Origin of the sequence: Comamonas sp. GCA5, assembly GCF_036541385.1 — a bacterium.
Taxonomy (GTDB): Bacteria; Pseudomonadota; Gammaproteobacteria; order Burkholderiales; family Burkholderiaceae_C; genus Comamonas; species Comamonas aquatica.
The window spans coordinates 12,176-27,710 of sequence record NZ_JAZHFR010000046.1 but is presented as its reverse complement, the minus strand read 5'-3'; the positions used below and the strand labels follow the sequence as shown (position 1 = coordinate 27,710).

At 61.7% G+C, this 15,535-nt stretch carries 13 protein-coding genes and 2 pseudogenes; 10 read left to right on the top strand and 5 right to left on the bottom strand.

What is annotated here, in order from left to right:
* Nucleotides 1–391 precede the first annotated feature (391 nt).
* A complete protein-coding gene (locus SJH88_RS11950) occupies nt 392–1,540 on the bottom strand; it encodes an acyl-CoA dehydrogenase family protein (RefSeq protein ID WP_003069530.1) in 1,149 nt (382 codons plus the stop codon).
* Nucleotides 1,541–1,572: 32 nt separating this feature from the next.
* On the bottom strand, nt 1,573–2,862 hold the full coding sequence (locus tag SJH88_RS11945) for a CaiB/BaiF CoA transferase family protein (RefSeq protein ID WP_274754612.1): 1,290 nt from the start codon (nt 2,860–2,862) through the stop codon (nt 1,573–1,575).
* Between SJH88_RS11945 and SJH88_RS11940 the strand changes: the two genes are divergently transcribed.
* From SJH88_RS11940 to hutH, 6 genes are all read left to right on the top strand, one after another.
* On the top strand, nt 2,841–3,773 hold the full coding sequence (locus tag SJH88_RS11940; protein ID WP_274754611.1) for a LysR substrate-binding domain-containing protein: 933 nt from the start codon (nt 2,841–2,843) through the stop codon (nt 3,771–3,773). The genes SJH88_RS11945 and SJH88_RS11940 overlap by 22 nt on opposite strands.
* Nucleotides 3,774–4,035: 262 nt before the next feature.
* The gene (locus SJH88_RS11935; protein ID WP_034363122.1) at nt 4,036–5,004 is read left to right on the top strand and encodes an ABC transporter substrate-binding protein; all 969 of its coding nucleotides are present in this window, start codon (nt 4,036–4,038) and stop codon (nt 5,002–5,004) included.
* A gap of 17 nt (nt 5,005–5,021) precedes the next feature.
* Complete coding sequence (locus tag SJH88_RS11930) at nt 5,022–5,885, top strand: ABC transporter permease (protein WP_034363119.1); 864 nt, start codon at nt 5,022–5,024, stop codon at nt 5,883–5,885.
* Nucleotides 5,885–6,664 carry an ABC transporter ATP-binding protein gene (locus tag SJH88_RS11925; protein ID WP_274754610.1) on the top strand — a complete coding sequence of 260 codons (780 nt, stop codon included), beginning with the start codon at nt 5,885–5,887 and terminating at the stop codon, nt 6,662–6,664. The genes SJH88_RS11930 and SJH88_RS11925 overlap by 1 nt, the downstream gene beginning before the upstream one ends.
* Before the next feature lie 30 nt (nt 6,665–6,694).
* Nucleotides 6,695–7,507 carry a histidine utilization repressor gene (gene hutC, locus SJH88_RS11920; RefSeq protein ID WP_274754609.1) on the top strand — a complete coding sequence of 271 codons (813 nt, stop codon included), beginning with the start codon at nt 6,695–6,697 and terminating at the stop codon, nt 7,505–7,507.
* Between the two features lie 64 nt (nt 7,508–7,571).
* Entirely contained in the window at nt 7,572–9,113 is a 1,542-nt protein-coding gene (gene hutH, locus SJH88_RS11915) for a histidine ammonia-lyase (protein WP_274754608.1), read from the top strand.
* Between the two features lie 115 nt (nt 9,114–9,228).
* Here hutH and hutC (SJH88_RS11910) read toward each other — a convergent pair whose 3' ends face one another.
* A complete protein-coding gene (hutC, locus tag SJH88_RS11910; protein WP_274754607.1) occupies nt 9,229–9,966 on the bottom strand; it encodes a histidine utilization repressor in 738 nt (245 codons plus the stop codon).
* A 128-nt stretch (nt 9,967–10,094) separates the two neighbouring features.
* On the opposite strand from hutC (SJH88_RS11910), the pseudogene SJH88_RS19780 reads away from it, so the two are divergent.
* The 4 genes and pseudogenes from SJH88_RS19780 to SJH88_RS19775 all read left to right on the top strand — a co-directional run.
* A pseudogene (locus tag SJH88_RS19780) lies at nt 10,095–10,190 on the top strand (twin-arginine translocation signal domain-containing protein); the annotation flags it as partial.
* A gap of 33 nt (nt 10,191–10,223) precedes the next feature.
* Nucleotides 10,224–11,135, top strand: a complete 912-nt coding sequence (locus tag SJH88_RS11905) for an ABC transporter substrate-binding protein (protein WP_274754606.1) — start codon at nt 10,224–10,226, stop codon at nt 11,133–11,135.
* A 4-nt stretch (nt 11,136–11,139) separates the two neighbouring features.
* On the top strand, nt 11,140–11,943 hold the full coding sequence (locus SJH88_RS11900) for an ABC transporter permease (protein WP_274754605.1): 804 nt from the start codon (nt 11,140–11,142) through the stop codon (nt 11,941–11,943).
* Nucleotides 11,937–12,762 (top strand): annotated as a pseudogene (locus SJH88_RS19775) (ABC transporter ATP-binding protein). Before SJH88_RS11900 ends, SJH88_RS19775 begins: the two are co-directional and overlap by 7 nt.
* 95 nt (nt 12,763–12,857) lie before the next feature.
* On the opposite strand, the gene SJH88_RS11885 reads toward SJH88_RS19775, so the two are convergent.
* Together SJH88_RS11885 and SJH88_RS11880 are read right to left on the bottom strand one after the other, a co-directional pair.
* The gene (locus tag SJH88_RS11885; RefSeq protein WP_274754602.1) at nt 12,858–13,895 is read right to left on the bottom strand and encodes a thioesterase, FlK family; all 1,038 of its coding nucleotides are present in this window, start codon (nt 13,893–13,895) and stop codon (nt 12,858–12,860) included.
* Entirely contained in the window at nt 13,892–15,445 is a 1,554-nt protein-coding gene (locus SJH88_RS11880) for a class I adenylate-forming enzyme family protein (protein ID WP_274754601.1), read from the bottom strand. Before SJH88_RS11880 ends, SJH88_RS11885 begins: the two co-directional genes overlap by 4 nt.
* Between the last annotated feature and the right edge of the window lie 90 nt (nt 15,446–15,535).

The window sequence follows — 15,535 nt, the reverse complement described above, 5'->3', positions numbered from 1 at the left end:
AGACCAGCAGCAGACAAGCTCGCTTGTTGCATTGTGAGTCGCACGACATCACGAGATTTGAATGGAGTCCTGCTGCGCGGTTTGTTTCTTGGGGCGCACACCAAAGTGCAAAACCTCGTCTGTAGATGTGCAGTCTGTTCCTCGTTTTACGCTTCTTGAGCACTACGGCAGTCAGGTCTATCAAAAAAGAAAGCCATCAGCGCTTGCTTTTATGGGAAGTCTCTGTAATGCAACAACGCCTCTCCGACGGGATGCGATAGCCGGGCGGCCAGCGGCCACTGAGAATGTTCTGTTCAATCTCGGTGAGAATTTTCCCGTGCAGCGACATGGAAGAGTGTTTGTCCATGGAGTGGATTACACCAGCAAATCCGGCCGGGTGCCGCTGCGCCTTCTAAGCGTTCAATACGGAGCGTGCAATGATGGTGCGCTGAATCTCGGAAGATCCTTCGTAGATGCGCAGGATGCGGGCGTCGCGCACATAGCGCTCCAGGGGCATTTCCCGGGTATAGCCGTAGCCGCCATGGATCTGCAGCGCCTCGTCGGTCACGAAGCCCACCATTTCCGAGGCGAACAGCTTGGCCATGGCCGACTGCTGGGTGAAGGGCTGGCCCTGCTGGCGCAGTGCCAGGGCCTGCATGGTCAGCGCCCAGGCGGCTTCCAGGCGCAGCTTCATGTCGGCGAGCTTGAACTGTATGCCCTGCTTGTTGGCTATCGGTTCGCCGCCCACCAGGCGCTGGTTGGCCCAGTCGGCCGCCGCCTTGAGTGCGGCCTCGGCAATGCCCAGAGAGGTCGCAGCCACGTCCAGGCGGCTGTTGTCCAGCACTTTCATGGCGGTCTTGAAGCCGCTGCCCTCGGCGCCGAGGCGATTGGCCGCCGGGACACGCACGCTGTCCAGCGAAACTTCAAAAGCATGTCCGCCGCGAATGCCCATGAGCTTCTCGGGCGACGAAATCTGTATGCCGGGCAGATCGCGCGGCACGATGAAGGCGCTGACCCCGCGTGCCGCAGCCTCCGCATCGGTCTTGGCGAACACCACCATGAAGCGGGCCTCCGCCGCATTCGAGATGAAGTGCTTGACGCCCGTGATCAGATAGTCGTCGCCGTCGCGCACGGCCCGGGTACGCATGTCTGCAGGGTGGGAGCCGCCGCGCGGCTCGGTCAGCGCAAAGGCCGCCAGCCATTCCCCACTGGCGCAGCGCGGCAGCCATTGCTCGCGCTGCGCCTCGTCACCGCCGATGAGAACGGCATCCGTGCCCAGGTAGTGAGCACCGATCATGGACGAGGTCGCGGCGCAGGCGCGCGAGATGGCGACCAGCGACATCAGCATGGCGGTGGGGGTGACGCCCGGTCCGCCAAAGCGTTCCGGCAGATTCATGCCCATCACGCCCAGCGCGGACAGGCCGGGCACATGGCGCGTGGCGGAAAAGGCTTCCTCGTCCATGGCCTGGGCCACGGGGGCCAGGGTTTCCTCGGCAAAGCGTGCAACGGCATCGGCAACGGCCTGATCTTCTTCGGTCGCGCCCAGACGAATCAATGACATGGCGGTCTCTCCTTGTTTTCTGTCAATCAAAATCAACCCAAAGCGCCTGCTTCGCGCAAGGCGGCAATGGCGTCCGTGCTGCGGCCGAGCCAGCTTTGCAGCAGCAGCTCCGTGTGCTCGCCCAGGGCCGGTGCGCGTTGCGCCCGATTGGGCAGAGCGCCGTTGAAATGCACGGGCTGTGTCGGCAGCTGAAGGCCCGGAAGGCGTTCGTCCTCGACCTCGCAGAGCAGGCCACGCGAGCGGATCTGCTCGGAGTTCAGGGCCTGCTCTATGTTCCAGATGGGGGCTGCGGGAACGCCAGCGGCTTCGAGCCGCGCCACCACATCGGCCACATCGTGCTGCGTGCTCCAGCCCTCCAGCGCGGCGCGCAATGCGGGCTCGTTGGCCGAGCGGGTTTCATCGCTGGCAAAACGCGGATCGCTGGCCAGCTCGGGCAGGTCCATTGCGGCAGCGGTGGCGTCGAACAGCTTCTTGTTGAGCACGGCCAGAGCGTAATGGCCGTCACGTGCCCTGTAGACGCCAAACGGCGCCGAGAGCGGATGTCGGTTGCCCACACGCCGGGCAGGCTGGCCGGTGAACAGATAGCGCGACATCGATGTCGCCAGAAAGCTCAGCGTGGTGTCGAACATGGCGACATCGACATGCTGGCCGACTCCGGTTCTCTGCGCCTGCAACAGGGCCGCCAGTGTCGCCCAGGAGGCAAACAGGCCGGCAACCACATCGCTGACCGCCTCGCCGACCAGGGTGGGCGCGCCTTGAGGCTCGCCCGTGGCCTCCATCAGGCCGCTCATTGCCTGAACAATGATGTCGTAGGCCGGGCGGTGGGCCAGCGGGCCGGTCTGGCCGAAGCCGGAGACGCTGACATACACCAGCCGGGGATTGAGGGCGCGCAGCGTTTCGGGGCCGATGCCAAGGCGCTCGGCCACGCCCGGCCTGAAGTTCTCGACCACCACATCGACCTGCCGGGCGAGCTCATGCACCACGGCGACCGCATCCGCATGCTTGAGGTCCAGCACCAGGCTTTGCTTGTTGCGATTCATGACCGTGAACAAGGCGCTTTGCCCATTCTTCATGGGGCCGATGGCGCGGTAGTCGTCGCCCTGAGGCGGCTCTACCTTCACGACTTCCGCGCCCAGATCGGCCAGCAAGGCCGTGGACATGGGGCCCGCCAGAACCCGGGTGAAGTCCAGGATGCGGATGCCGTCCAGCGGACGGGAGGCAGTTTTTTCGGTTGATGCAAGCATGGGAGTCCTGCTGTTGATCTGAAGCGATGCCTGCATGCTGCCCAAAACATGAATCAATGGAAAATATTCATTTCCCATTCACTGGATTCAAAAAATTGATTCAGATAAATCTGCGCCAGCTCGAATATTTTGTCGCCGCGGCACGCCACGGCAGCACGGCCAAGGCGGCGCTGGCCATCAATGTTTCACAGCCCTCCATCTCCAAGGCGATTGCCGACCTGGAGGCTCAGTGGGGTGAGCAGCTGTTTGTGCGCAAACATGCCGTCGGACTGGACCTGACCGCGGCAGGGCTGGCTAGAAGCCGGGAGGCCCTGAGCCTGCTCGAAGCAGCGCAACTGCTTCAGGAACCTCGCAAGCAGGCGGTTTCCGGCACGCTGAGGCTGGGCTTTCTGAGCACGCTGGGCGCGCTGTGGATTCCGCAGCTGCTCACCCAGATGCAAAAGCGCCACCCTTCAATCGACATCGAGCTGATCGAAGGGGACATCGCCTCACTGACGCGGCAAGTGGAACGCGGGGAGATCCATGCCGCACTGCAATATGACCTGGGCCTGGCTCGCCCTCTGCTGACCATGCACCCGGTTGCCGCATTGCCGCCCTATGCCTTGCTGCCTGCCAGGCATGCCCTGTCTGCGGCGCCCAGCGTGAGCCTGGCGGAGCTGGCCCAGTCGCCGTTGCTGCTGATCAACCTGCCGCAGAGCCGCGAATACTTTCTCTCGCTGTTTCGGGAAGCGGGCGTGGTTCCCACGGTGAACTATGAACTGGCGTCGATAGAGCTTGTCCGCTCCATGGTCGCCAACGGGCATGGCGTCAGCGTTCTGACCACGCGGCCGGTGGTCGACCGAACCCACGACGGCAAGCGGCTGCTCTGCAAAAGAATCAAGGGCCGCGTCGCCAAGCAGGCCGTGGTGCTGTCGGTGCCCAGGAGCAATGCCTCGGCGCTGATTGCACCATTTCTGACCGTGGCAAAAAGCGTGATTGCACCCGACTAGCGCAACGCGGGTGCTGTTTTGGTGCGCGTCCCCAGGAGCCGGCGGAGGCGGTCTGCGGGCGAGCGAGTTGGCACATAGCTTGCTTTTGTGGATTGTTGACTCATGTCTATACAGCTGGGAAATGCGGCAACTATGACGCTCGGGTAAGCCTGTATATACATGTTCAATCAGCAATCGCAAACTTCGCTGCCTGCACTGTCGTGCAACGCTTGAAGTCCGCATCAACAACCGAACTGCTCTGGCATCTACCGAGGAGAGTCCCATGAAATCGACACGTCGCGTTCCAATCTGGCAACTGGCATTAGCCGCAACCGTTCTAGTGTCTGCTGCACAACATGCAGCGGCTCAGGAGACCAAGATCGTCCTGGGCATGTCGGGATGGACAGGCTTCGCGCCATTGACGCTTGCGGACAAGGCCGGGATCTTCAAGAAGAACGGCCTCAATGTCGAAATCAAGATGATTCCCCAGAAGGACCGGCATCTGGCGCTGGCCTCGGGTGCCGTGCAATGTGCCGCCACCACCGTGGAAACGCATGTGGCCTGGAACACCAATGGCGTGCCCATCGTGCAGATCTTCCAGATGGACAAGTCCTATGGTGCAGATGGCATTGCCGTGCGCAATGACGTCAAGAACTTCGCCGATCTGAAAGGCAAGACCGTAGCCGTCAGCGCGCCGGGCACGGCTCCCTACTTCGGTCTGGCCTGGATGCTGAACAAGAACGGCATGACCATGAAGGACATCAAGACCGTGTCGCTGGAGCCCCAGCCTGCGGCCCAGGCCTTTGTCTCCGGGCAGAACGATGCGGCCATGACCTATGAGCCCTACCTGTCCACGGTCCGCGCCAACCCCAGCGCCGGCAAGATTCTGGCCACCACGATCGACTACCCGATGGTGATGGATACCGTGGGCTGCGATCCCAAGTGGCTCAAGGCCAACACGGCAGCCGCCAAGGCGCTGACCCAGTCCTACTTCGATGCCATCGCCATGATCAATTCCGACAAGGAAAAGAGCTACGAAATCATGGGCGCGGCCGTCAAGCAAAGCGGCGAGCAGTTCGGCAAGTCGGCAGCCTTTCTGAAATGGTCGGACAAGGAGGCCAACCAGAAGTTCTTTGCCAGCGATCTGCTGCCTTTCATGAAGGAGTCTGCCGCCATCCTCAAGGAAGCCGGCGTGATTCGCAGCATTCCTGAGAACTACGGCGTCATGTACGACGCCAGCTTCATCAAGTAAGCGCAAAGAGGTTGCACATGGAAGCGGTATCACCTTCTATCAAGTCTGCATCACCCGCATCGGTTCAGGTGGCATCGCCTTCCGTGAGGCCGGCTCGCCGGCGCTATATGGCCCCTCTGGAGCCTGTCAGCCCCAGGGCCAAATGGCTGCTGGGCACGGGCTTCTTCCTGCTGTTCCTGCTGATCTGGTCGGCCGTCACCTTTGGCGGACTGGTCTCGCCGACCTTTCTCGCCAGCCCGCTGACGATGCTGCGCGAAGGCATTCTGCTGTTCACCGAGTTCGACTTTCACCATGACATCGGCATGACCGTATGGCGCGTCATGGGCGGCTTCATCCTGGCCAGCATCGTGGCCGTGCCGCTGGGCATTGCCATGGGGGCCTGGAAGCCCGTGGAGGCGTTCTTCGAGCCCTTTGTCTCGTTCTGCCGCTACCTGCCCGCCTCGGCATTCATTCCGCTGCTGATCCTCTGGGCCGGCGTGGGCGAGGCCCAGAAGCTGCTGGTCATCTTCATCGGCTCGGTGTTCCAGATCACCCTCATGGTGGCCGTGACCGTGGGTGGTGCGCGCAAGGATCTGGTGGAGGCCGCCTACACCCTGGGCGCCAGCAATACCGGGATCGTCAAGCGGGTGCTGATTCCCGGTGCCGCTCCTGGCATCGCGGAAACCCTGCGTCTGGTTCTGGGCTGGGCCTGGACCTATGTGATCGTTGCCGAGCTGATCGGCTCGTCCTCGGGCATCGGACACATGATCACCGACAGTCAGGCGCTGCTCAATACCGGACAGATCATCTTCGGCATCATCATCATCGGGCTCATCGGTCTGGTGTCGGATTTCATCTTCAAAACCGTCAACCGTCGCATGTTCGAGTGGAGTTCCCTGTGATGAACCAGCTGTCCATTCAAGGCGTTTCGCGCACCTTCACCAGCCACAAAGGCGTCAGCACCCAGGCGCTGCTGCCGGTGGATTTCGAGGTCCGGGAGAACGATTTCGTGACCATTCTCGGGCCCTCCGGCTGCGGCAAATCGACGATGCTGCGCATTGTTGCGGGTCTGGATTTCCCGACGACGGGGCAGGTGCTGCTGGACGGGAAGCTGGTGCAGGAGCCCGGCGCCGACCGCGGCATGGTGTTTCAGAGCTATACCTTGTTCCCCTGGCTGACCGTGGCGCAGAACATCCGCTTCGGGCTGCGCGAGAAAGGTGTGAGCGAAGCCGTCCAGAAAGAGCGCAGCGACTACTTCATTGCCAAGGTGGGCCTGCGCGGGTTCGAGAATCACTATCCCAAGCAGCTGTCGGGCGGCATGCAGCAACGCACGGCGATCGCGCGTGCGCTGGCCAACGACCCCAAGATCCTGCTCATGGACGAGCCCTTCGGTGCGCTGGACAACCAGACCCGGGTGCTGATGCAGGAATTGCTGCTGGGCATCTGGGAGGCCGAGCGCAAGACCGTGCTGTTTGTTACCCACGACATCGACGAAGCCATCTTCATGGCCAACCGTGTGGCGGTATTCAGCGCGCGACCCGGCCGCATCAAGACAGAGCTGGCGGTTCAACTCGCGCACCCACGCCATTACACGATCAAGACCAGCCCCGAGTTCATGGACCTCAAGGCCCGGCTGACCGAAGAGATCCGCGCCGAATCCATGGCGGCGGACCTGCACTGATCTGAACCCGCACCAACCCCGCATCCACCCATGAGCGCCCGTCCATCCCGCCGCCCCACCGCCGCTGCATCGCGCAGCTCCACGCCTGCCAAGGCCGTGGCCTCGGCGGCTGCGCCCGCGCAGGCCATGGCGCTGTACGAGCAGGTCAAGGACCATATCTCGCGCAAGATCCAGGAAGGCATCTGGCGCGCGGGCGACCGCCTCCCGTCCGAGAACGAACTGGTCACCCAGTTCGGCATCTCGCGCATGACGGTGAACCGCGCGCTGCGCGAACTGGTGGAGCAGGGGCGCATCGTGCGCGTGGCCGGTGTGGGCAGCTTCGTGGCCGAAGACAAGCCCCAATCCACGCTGCTGCAGATTGCCAACCTGGCGAGCGAGATCCGCCAGCGCGGGCACGACTATCGCTGCGATGTGCTGACGGTGGAGCGCACCTCTGCCACGCTGGAGGTGGCCGCCGCTCTGGACCTGCGCACGGGCGAGTCGGTGTTCCACTCGCTGTGCATCCACCGCGAAGACGGCCTGCCCGTGCAACTGGAAGACCGCCACGTCAACCCACGCCAGGTGCCCCAGTTCGCCGCGCAAGACTTCACGCAACTGCAGCCCTCCGAATACCTGGTGCGCAACGTGCCCTTCGACCAGATCGAGCATGTGGTCGATGCCGTCATGCCCACCGCCGAGCAGGCCGCGCTGCTGGAGATGTCTCCGCAGGAGCCCTGCCTGTTGCTCACCCGCCGTACCTGGTCGCGCGGCGTGCCGATCACCGTGGTGCGCTGCCTGCACCCCGCCACCCGCTACCGCCTGGGCAGCCGTTTCCGCGCCGACGGCAACCCCGTCGCTGGTTAAAAGTTTTTGCCAAAAGCACAGAATTTTTTTGCTTGTACCTACTTGTATATACAGGACCAACGCCATGACACACAACGCATCGCCCATCACCCTGCACCCCGGCCGCGTCACGCTGGCCGAGCTGCGCCGCATCCACGCCGGCCCCGTGCAACTGGTGCTCGATGCGTCGGCACGCGCGGGTTTGCAAAAGTCCCTGGCCACGGTGCAGCGCATCGTTGATGAAGACCAGGTGGTCTATGGCATCAACACCGGCTTTGGCAAGCTGGCCAGCACCAAGATTGCCCACGACCGCCTGGCCGAGCTGCAGCGCAACCTGGTGCTGTCGCACAGCGTGGGCACGGGCGACCCTCTGCCCGACGATGTGGTGCGCCTCATCCTGGCGACCAAGGCCGTGAGCCTGGCGCGCGGCCACTCGGGCGTGCGGCCCGAGCTGGTGGATGCGCTGCTGGCCCTGGCCAACGCCAACGTGCTGCCGGTGATCCCTGCCAAGGGCTCGGTGGGTGCGTCGGGCGACCTGGCGCCGCTGGCGCACATGGCCTGCGTGCTGATCGGCGAGGGGCAGGCCAAGGTGGACGGCAAGGTGGTGCCGGGTGCCGAGGCTATGCGTTCCATCGGCCTGCAACCGTTTGTGCTGGGCCCCAAGGAAGGGCTGGCGCTGCTCAACGGCACACAGGTGTCCACAGCGCTGGCACTGGCCGGGTTGTTTGGCGCCGAGAGCGTGTTTGCTGCCGCGCTGGTGGCAGGCTGCCTGTCGCTCGAAGCCATCAAGGGCTCGGTCAAGCCGTTTGACGCACGCATCCATGAGGCACGCGGCCAGGCCGGGCAGATCGCAGTGGCCGCCGCCGTGCGCGCGCTGCTGGACGGCAGCGCCATCGACCCCTCGCACCCCAACTGTGGCCGCGTGCAAGACCCTTATTCGATCCGCTGCGTGCCGCAGGTGATGGGTGCGTGCCTGGATAACCTGCACCACGCGGCGCGCGTGTTGACCATCGAGGCCAATGCCGCGTCGGACAACCCTCTGGTGTTCGACAACGGCGATGTGATTTCCGGCGGCAACTTCCACGCCGAGCCCGTGGCCTTTGTGGCCGACATCATCGCGCTGGCCGTGGCCGAGATCGGTGCCATTTCCGAGCGCCGCCTGTCGCTGCTGCTGGACCCGGGCTTGTCGGGCCTGCCCGCGTTCCTGATCCGCGACAGCGGTGTGAACTCCGGCTTCATGATCGCGCAGGTCACCGCCGCTGCGCTGGCCGCCGAGAACCAGTGTCTGGCCAACCCCAGCAGCGTGACCAGCCTGCCCACCTCGGCCAACCAGGAAGACCACGTTTCCATGGCCACCTACGGCGCGCGGCGACTGAGTGACATGGTGCGCAATGCGGCGGTGATGGTCGGCATCGAGGCTATGGCGGCCGCGCAAGGCATGGAGTTCGACCGGTCTCTGAAATCTTCTCCCCTCATCGAAGAGCAATTCGCAGCCATCCGCGAGCGCGTGGCCTACCTGGAGCAGGACCGCTACCTCGCCCCCGACATCGAAGCCATGCGCGTTTGGGCGATGCAGTCCGCATGGCCTGCATTGTTTGACAATGTTCTACCTAGCCGCCAGCACTGAATCACTGGAGACGCGTGCCGCACTGTGGTGATGCGCATTCAATAAAAATTCGCCACGTTGGTGCGGTGGCGCTCAGAACAGCCGAGAACAGGTGCACGCAGCGGCAGTTTTGGGGTTAGAACCGACCTGTGAACTGATAGTAGTCGCCAGGGTGCCAAAGCGTCGCAATGGACGCCACCACGCCCTGCGAATGTGTCTTGCGACGCAATAGCAGACATGGCGAGGTTAAAGGAAGCCCCAGCATAGTAGCAACGTCCTCGGTGGGCATCCGAGCCTCGATGGCGTAAGTGACGCCAGACAGTGGCGCCACTTCCATCAAGTGCTCGTTAGCGGTGGCGCGCGCAAAGTCGAGTTGCATGTAATTCGGTGCGATAGCGGAGTTCACATAGCGGTCTTCGACTTGGATCGGAACGCCGTCCTCCAGGTGAATCACGACGGAATGGAATAGCGTCGAACCCGCTTCAACGTCGAAATCGTGAGCGAGCTTCGCATCTGCCTTGGTTCGCTCCAGTCGTTGGAGTTCGCTGCGGTGTGTATGACCTCGAGATCGCACCTCCTCCGCAATATTGCGAATTTCGACGAGTGTCGATTGGTACTTGGGTTGTGCCACAAAGGTGCCGGCGCCTTGGTGGCGCACCAGGATGCGCTCATCGCTCAGCTCACGCACCGCACGGTTCGCAGTCATGCGGGCGACCCCGAACTTCTCGGCCAACGCCTGTTCCGACGGAATCATGTCCCCTTCCTTCCAAATGCCCGATTGAATCCCCGCAAGGATGTACGCCTTGATCCGCTTGAACGCCGGGCGGTCGTCATCTTGGGCATGTAATTTGCTTATTGGTGTGGAGGTTTTCATATGCGGCAGTGTGCGAGCGCGTCTACGTGTTCAAACATTGTTTTCGTGTGAGACTTAATGTATAGACATCTATACCGATTGAGCGCATTTCTCTTAATTTGCTTAGCCTACCACTGGAGCGTATTTCTGTGACACACCCTATATCAATCGATGGCCGTCGCTCGTTTCTCAAGACCGCCGGGACTTTGGGAGCCTCAGCGGCGTTCGGACAGTTTATGGTCCATGACGCTGTGGCACAAACTGCCATTCCCATCGGCATGACCACAGGCCTGAAGCTTGCCAACTACGGGCCCCTCTATGTGGCTGCGCGTCAGGGGTTGTTTGAGAAGCAAGGCCTGAAAGTGACGATTGACACAGGCGGATCCGTTGCCGAGCCTGTGGCGATAGCACTGTCCGGCCGTGGCCAGTTTGCTGCGACTGGAACGGGCATGGCGGTGAACTCCACGCTGGAGGGCGGACGCATGAAGGTGATTGGCAAGCTGTGCGGAGCCTTGGGTATGTGGGTGATTGCCAAGCCGGGCACAAAATTCAACTCGTTGAATGATTTCAAGGGTAAGCGCATTGCTTGTCTGAAGTTCCCGTCCAACAGCGTCACCTCGCCGACCTTCGCGATGAAGAAGCTAGCGGGCATGGATCCGAAATCGGCTGGGGTTGAGTTTGTCGAAGGCCCGCCCGGTTCCATCATTGGTGCAGTCCGCGACGGGCGTGCTGACGTCGGTGTGGTTTTTGAGTGGGATGCCAGCATCGCCGCTGCGCAACACGGATTGCAGGTCGTTTACGGGTTTGCCGAACCGTTCGGCCCTATCTTGCTGACCTCGTTGATGGTCAAGGAAGACTATCTCAAGTCCAACGCGGATACGGTGCAACGCTTTTGCAATGCCCTCTCGGCGTCCATGAAGCTCATCCGCGAGCAATCGTCTGCCTACGTGGCTGCGATGGCGGCTGAGTTCCCTAGCCTCGATAAGGGCGTGGTCAATTCGGGCTGCGAGCGCCTCCTGTCGACAAAGGGATTTGTTCCGCTGAACCCCATTGTTTCCAAGCAAGAGTGGGACATGATGATGGAACACGACACGGTTGCAGGCACCATTCGCAAGAGCCTGAGCTTTGAGGAGATGGTGGACAACAGGTTTGCCGAGAAGGCGACCGCCGACTTTGGCTTGAAGGGCTGACGACATGGCTCACACACCTTCATCGACCGCGCCCGCAGGGCGCACGGGTGCCGCGACAGCACCGTCATCGCGTTACACCATCCTGGGCTACCAGTTCGCCTGCGTCGCGGGTCTGTTCGCCCTGTGGGAGTTGGCGATTCGTTCCGGCTTTGCTCCGGTGTACTTGTATGGACAACCTTCCGGTGTGTTCACCAAGGCCGTGCAGCTTTTGACGGAAGGGGATCTGTTGACCCACCTTGGGATCACCGCTTTCGAGGCGATCACCGGCTTTGTGCTTGGCACCACACTGGGGAGCCTCGTCGGCCTGTCGCTCTGGCTGTCCGATACCGTGGCAAAAACCTTGCGACCGATCATTGTGGCCATCAACGGAGTACCCAAGATTGCGCTGGCACCATTGATCATCGTGTGGTTCGGTGTGGGCTTGGGCGCGAAGGTCGCGATTGCCGCGATCCTGACTTTCATCGTGGCGCTCATCACCGTTTACCAGGGTACGCAGGAGATCGACTTCGACCTAGTGCGCATGATGCGCTCACTGGGAGCCAAGAGGAGCATGATCTGGCGCAAGGTCATCGTGCCGGGCTCTGTGCCCTGGATCATGTCCACACTGCGGCTGAATATCGGCTTCGCCATGATCGGCGCGGTAGTTGGTGAGTACATCTCGGCCAAGCAGGGCATCGGCTTCTTCATCTACAACGCCGGAGCGCTTTACGACCTGAACGCCGTTTACGTCGGCATCTTCGGTCTGATGGCGCTTGCGCTGGTGCTCGACTACATCGTTGTCAAAATCGAGGCGAAATTCAAATGGTAAATACAAGCAATCAAGCCCCCGAGAAGGTCGAGACGGTGCAGGGTGTTCTCGTCGCCAACGGGGTGTCCATGACGTTCAATCCGGGCACGAGCAAAGAGGTAGTGGCGTTTCGCGACATCAGCTTCAGCCTGGGCACTGGTGAAATTCTGGCCATCGTTGGGCCATCAGGGTGCGGTAAATCCACACTGTTCAACATCATTGCAGGTCTGCTCGAGCCCTCAGCAGGTTCTGTGGTGGTGGACGGTGCAGTGGTCAGCGGCGCGCAGGGGCAGGTTGGCTACATGCTGCAAAAAGACCTCCTGCTGCCTTGGCGCAGTGTGCTGGAGAACGTCACACTGGGTCTTGAGGTTCGGGGGGGGCGATGCGGCCAAGGCGCGGGACACCGCGCTGGCGCTGATCCGCACCTATGGTTTGGCAGGGTTTGAAAACGCGTTGCCCAAATCGCTGTCGGGCGGAATGCGCCAGCGTGTCGCATTCATGCGTACGTTGGCTCTCGACCCCAAGGTCATCCTGCTTGACGAGCCGTTTTCGGCCCTGGATTTTCAGACCCGCCTGATTCTGCAGGCCGACGTGAAGCGCATCATTCGCAGTCGTAACAAGGCAGCGATTCTGGTAACGCACGACATTGGTGAAGCCATCAGCATGGCAGACCGAGTACTCGTGCTTTCGCATCGGCCGGCGACGGTGAAGTCAATTCATCGCATCGAACTGGACATTGCAAGCGAAGATGCCGTTGCGATGCGCAGATCAGCCCGATTCAACGAGTACTTCGACCAAATCTGGAGTGATCTGGACATTCAAGTGCAAGCGATGGCTTGAGGAATCTCGGCGACACCCAAGAAAAGGCCGCCTCTGATAGGCGGCCTTTTGAGCTTTTGAACCGTTGACCGGCGTAGGGAGGCCTTCCCCCCAGCTCAATTGCGAGAACTCAGAGCACCCGCCAGATAGCGTGCAAGCATGGGAATGCGGTCATTGCCCCAGAACAGCTGCTTGCCCACGACGAAAGTGGGTGCTCCAAAAACACCCAGTTGAATGGCCTGCGCCGTGTTGTCCTCAACGCATTGCCTGTAGTGGGGGGCGGCGCAGGCATCGCGTGTGGCAGCCGGGTCGAGACCGACGGCGCTGGCGATGCGGCCGATTTCGCCTAGATCGCTGATGTCCGTGCCATCGCACCAGTAGCCCTTCATGACCGCACGTACGAACGCATCTGCCTGGCCTTGATCCTGTGCGAAGACGCTGGCGCGCAAAGCTCGAACTGGTCGCAGCGGGAACTGGGGATGGTACCGCAAGGTAAGCCCTTGTATCGCGGCCCAGTCCTGCATGTCCTGTTTGAACCATCGGACAAAGGCTGGATTCGCATCCAATGGACGACGTCCATCGATGCGCTCGATGAGATGTGCCAAATGAAAGGGGCGCCACCGCAGCTCGCGACCTGCTTGGCTTGCGACCGTGGAGATCTGTTCTGCGGCCAAGTAACACCATGGACTGTGGTAGTCGAAATAGAAGTCGATGGGATCGGGTGTCAGTGAGCCAGGCTGTTGGTGAATCTCTTCTGGTGAATCGACCGGCGTGTTCCGCGTACCCTGAAACTTCTCTGTGCGCACGAGCGCACGCTCATGCACCCCGGTCATGATGGTCCGTCCACCTTGTGTGGCCTGCACTTCGAAGCGCAGTCGCCGACCATCCACCTGAACGAGCGTGGCACGTGCTTGCAGCGGCTCTCCGACATAGGCTCGGGCTACGTGCGAGACGTCTACGCGGGTTCCGACGCTGGCGTCTCCGGGCTCGAAGTAGTTGCGTACGCAGCGGTGGCACGCTTCTTCCAGCTGCGCTATCACATGCGGTGTCGAGACGACCGCGATACCCGTGTTGCCGATGGCCGCTGCCGTATCACCGGCTTGAGGTGTTGTGGTATGCACATGGTGCAAAAGGATTGAGGGCGGCGGTCTCATGCGAGCTCCTGTAGTGTGCCGGCGCCGACTGCTGCCTGCAGGTCACGCTTTTTGATCTTGCCGCTGGAAGTCATGGGCCATTCAGAGACCTGGAACAGCTTGGCAGGGTGCTTGAAGCCGGCAATTTTTCCGTGGCAGAAGGCGCGCAGGGCGTCGGCGGGCGTAGGCTCGCTCAGTTGGACTGCTGCTGCGACTACTTCGCCATAGTAGCGGTCGGGCACGCCGAAAACAGCAATTTCCATAATCGCGGGATGCTGGCGTAGCAGATTCTCGACTTCTACAGGGTAGATATTCTCGCCGCCACGAATGATCATGTCGCGCAGCCTGCCCCCCGCAATCACAACACGGCCGTCCTCTCGCAGATAGCCGAGGTCACCGGTTTGCATCCAGCCGTCGGTGGAAATCGTCTTTTCCGTCTCGGCTGGATGATTGAGGTAGCCGAGCATCACCATGGGCCCACGGGCCTCTAGCTGGCCAATGACACCCGCCTCCAGTGGCACCCGTGTCTCCGGATGGGTGACGCGCACCTGCATCCCCGGTAGCGGCATTCCGGCACTGTGCCAGCGATGCGGGCTGTCGATCTCATCGATCGCAATGAGCGTGCTCGATTCGGTCTGGCCATAGACCTGTACTAGCCCGGGGATGGGAAACGCTTCGGCGCAGCGCTGTAGCACATCGGGGTCGCAGTCGGCGCCACCACATGTTCCCGCGCGCAACGTGCGCAGGCTGAACTCTTCGCGTCGTGGATGTTCGAGCATCGCAAGGTAGGACGTCGGCACCCCAGTGAGCAGGGTGCAGAGCTCGGATTGGATGACGTGCATCATCTCCACAGGGTCAAACGCGGGAACGCCCACATACGTGGCGCCTTGCAGGAGCGTCGTGGTGACGTTCATGATGCATCCCGCGCAATGGAAAAGCGGAATGATCGATGTCCAGCGATCCTTCGCCGTAACGGCCAGGCGCTCCGCGGTGCCCTGGGCATTGAGGGCCATACCCTCCCAGCACAGGGCCGCACCTTTGGGTCGGCCTGTGGTCCCCGATGTGTACTGCACACTGGCCAGTGCGCGACCGTCAGCAGGTGTTGGCCGGAAGTCAGCGATCGGCGCGGACAGCAGCGCAGCATAGTCCACGACACCGTGATGGGCCATAGAGCCATCGGGGTCAAAGCACACGACGTGCTTGAGAGCAGGCAGTGCGCCGCGTTGGCTCTGCACCATGTCCAGATAGGCATTCTTGCGAAAACGTTGCGACAGAAGAATGGCAACCGCGTTGCTGTGCTCCAGCACATAGGCGACGTCTTGCTCACGGAAATGAGTGTTGACCGGCACCATGACTGCGCCCACAGCGCAGATGGCAAGCTGGCTGACGATCCACTCTGCACGGTTCTCCGCCCAGATGGCGACCGCATCCCCTGCACGCACCCCGAGCGAGCGAAGTCCTGCCGCCAAAGCACTGCTTTGGTGCAAGAGTTCGGCATATGTGATTCGTTTGCGTGCTCCGGGAAACACCACGGCCTCCTGCTCAGGGGTGTTGGTTGCCCACCATTGCACTGCATGGAAGGGGTCAGAGAATCGAAGCGTCGGAACGGATGGCGTTGCGGACATAGGTGAGTGGAGGAGATTAATAGCGTTGATGGAAAT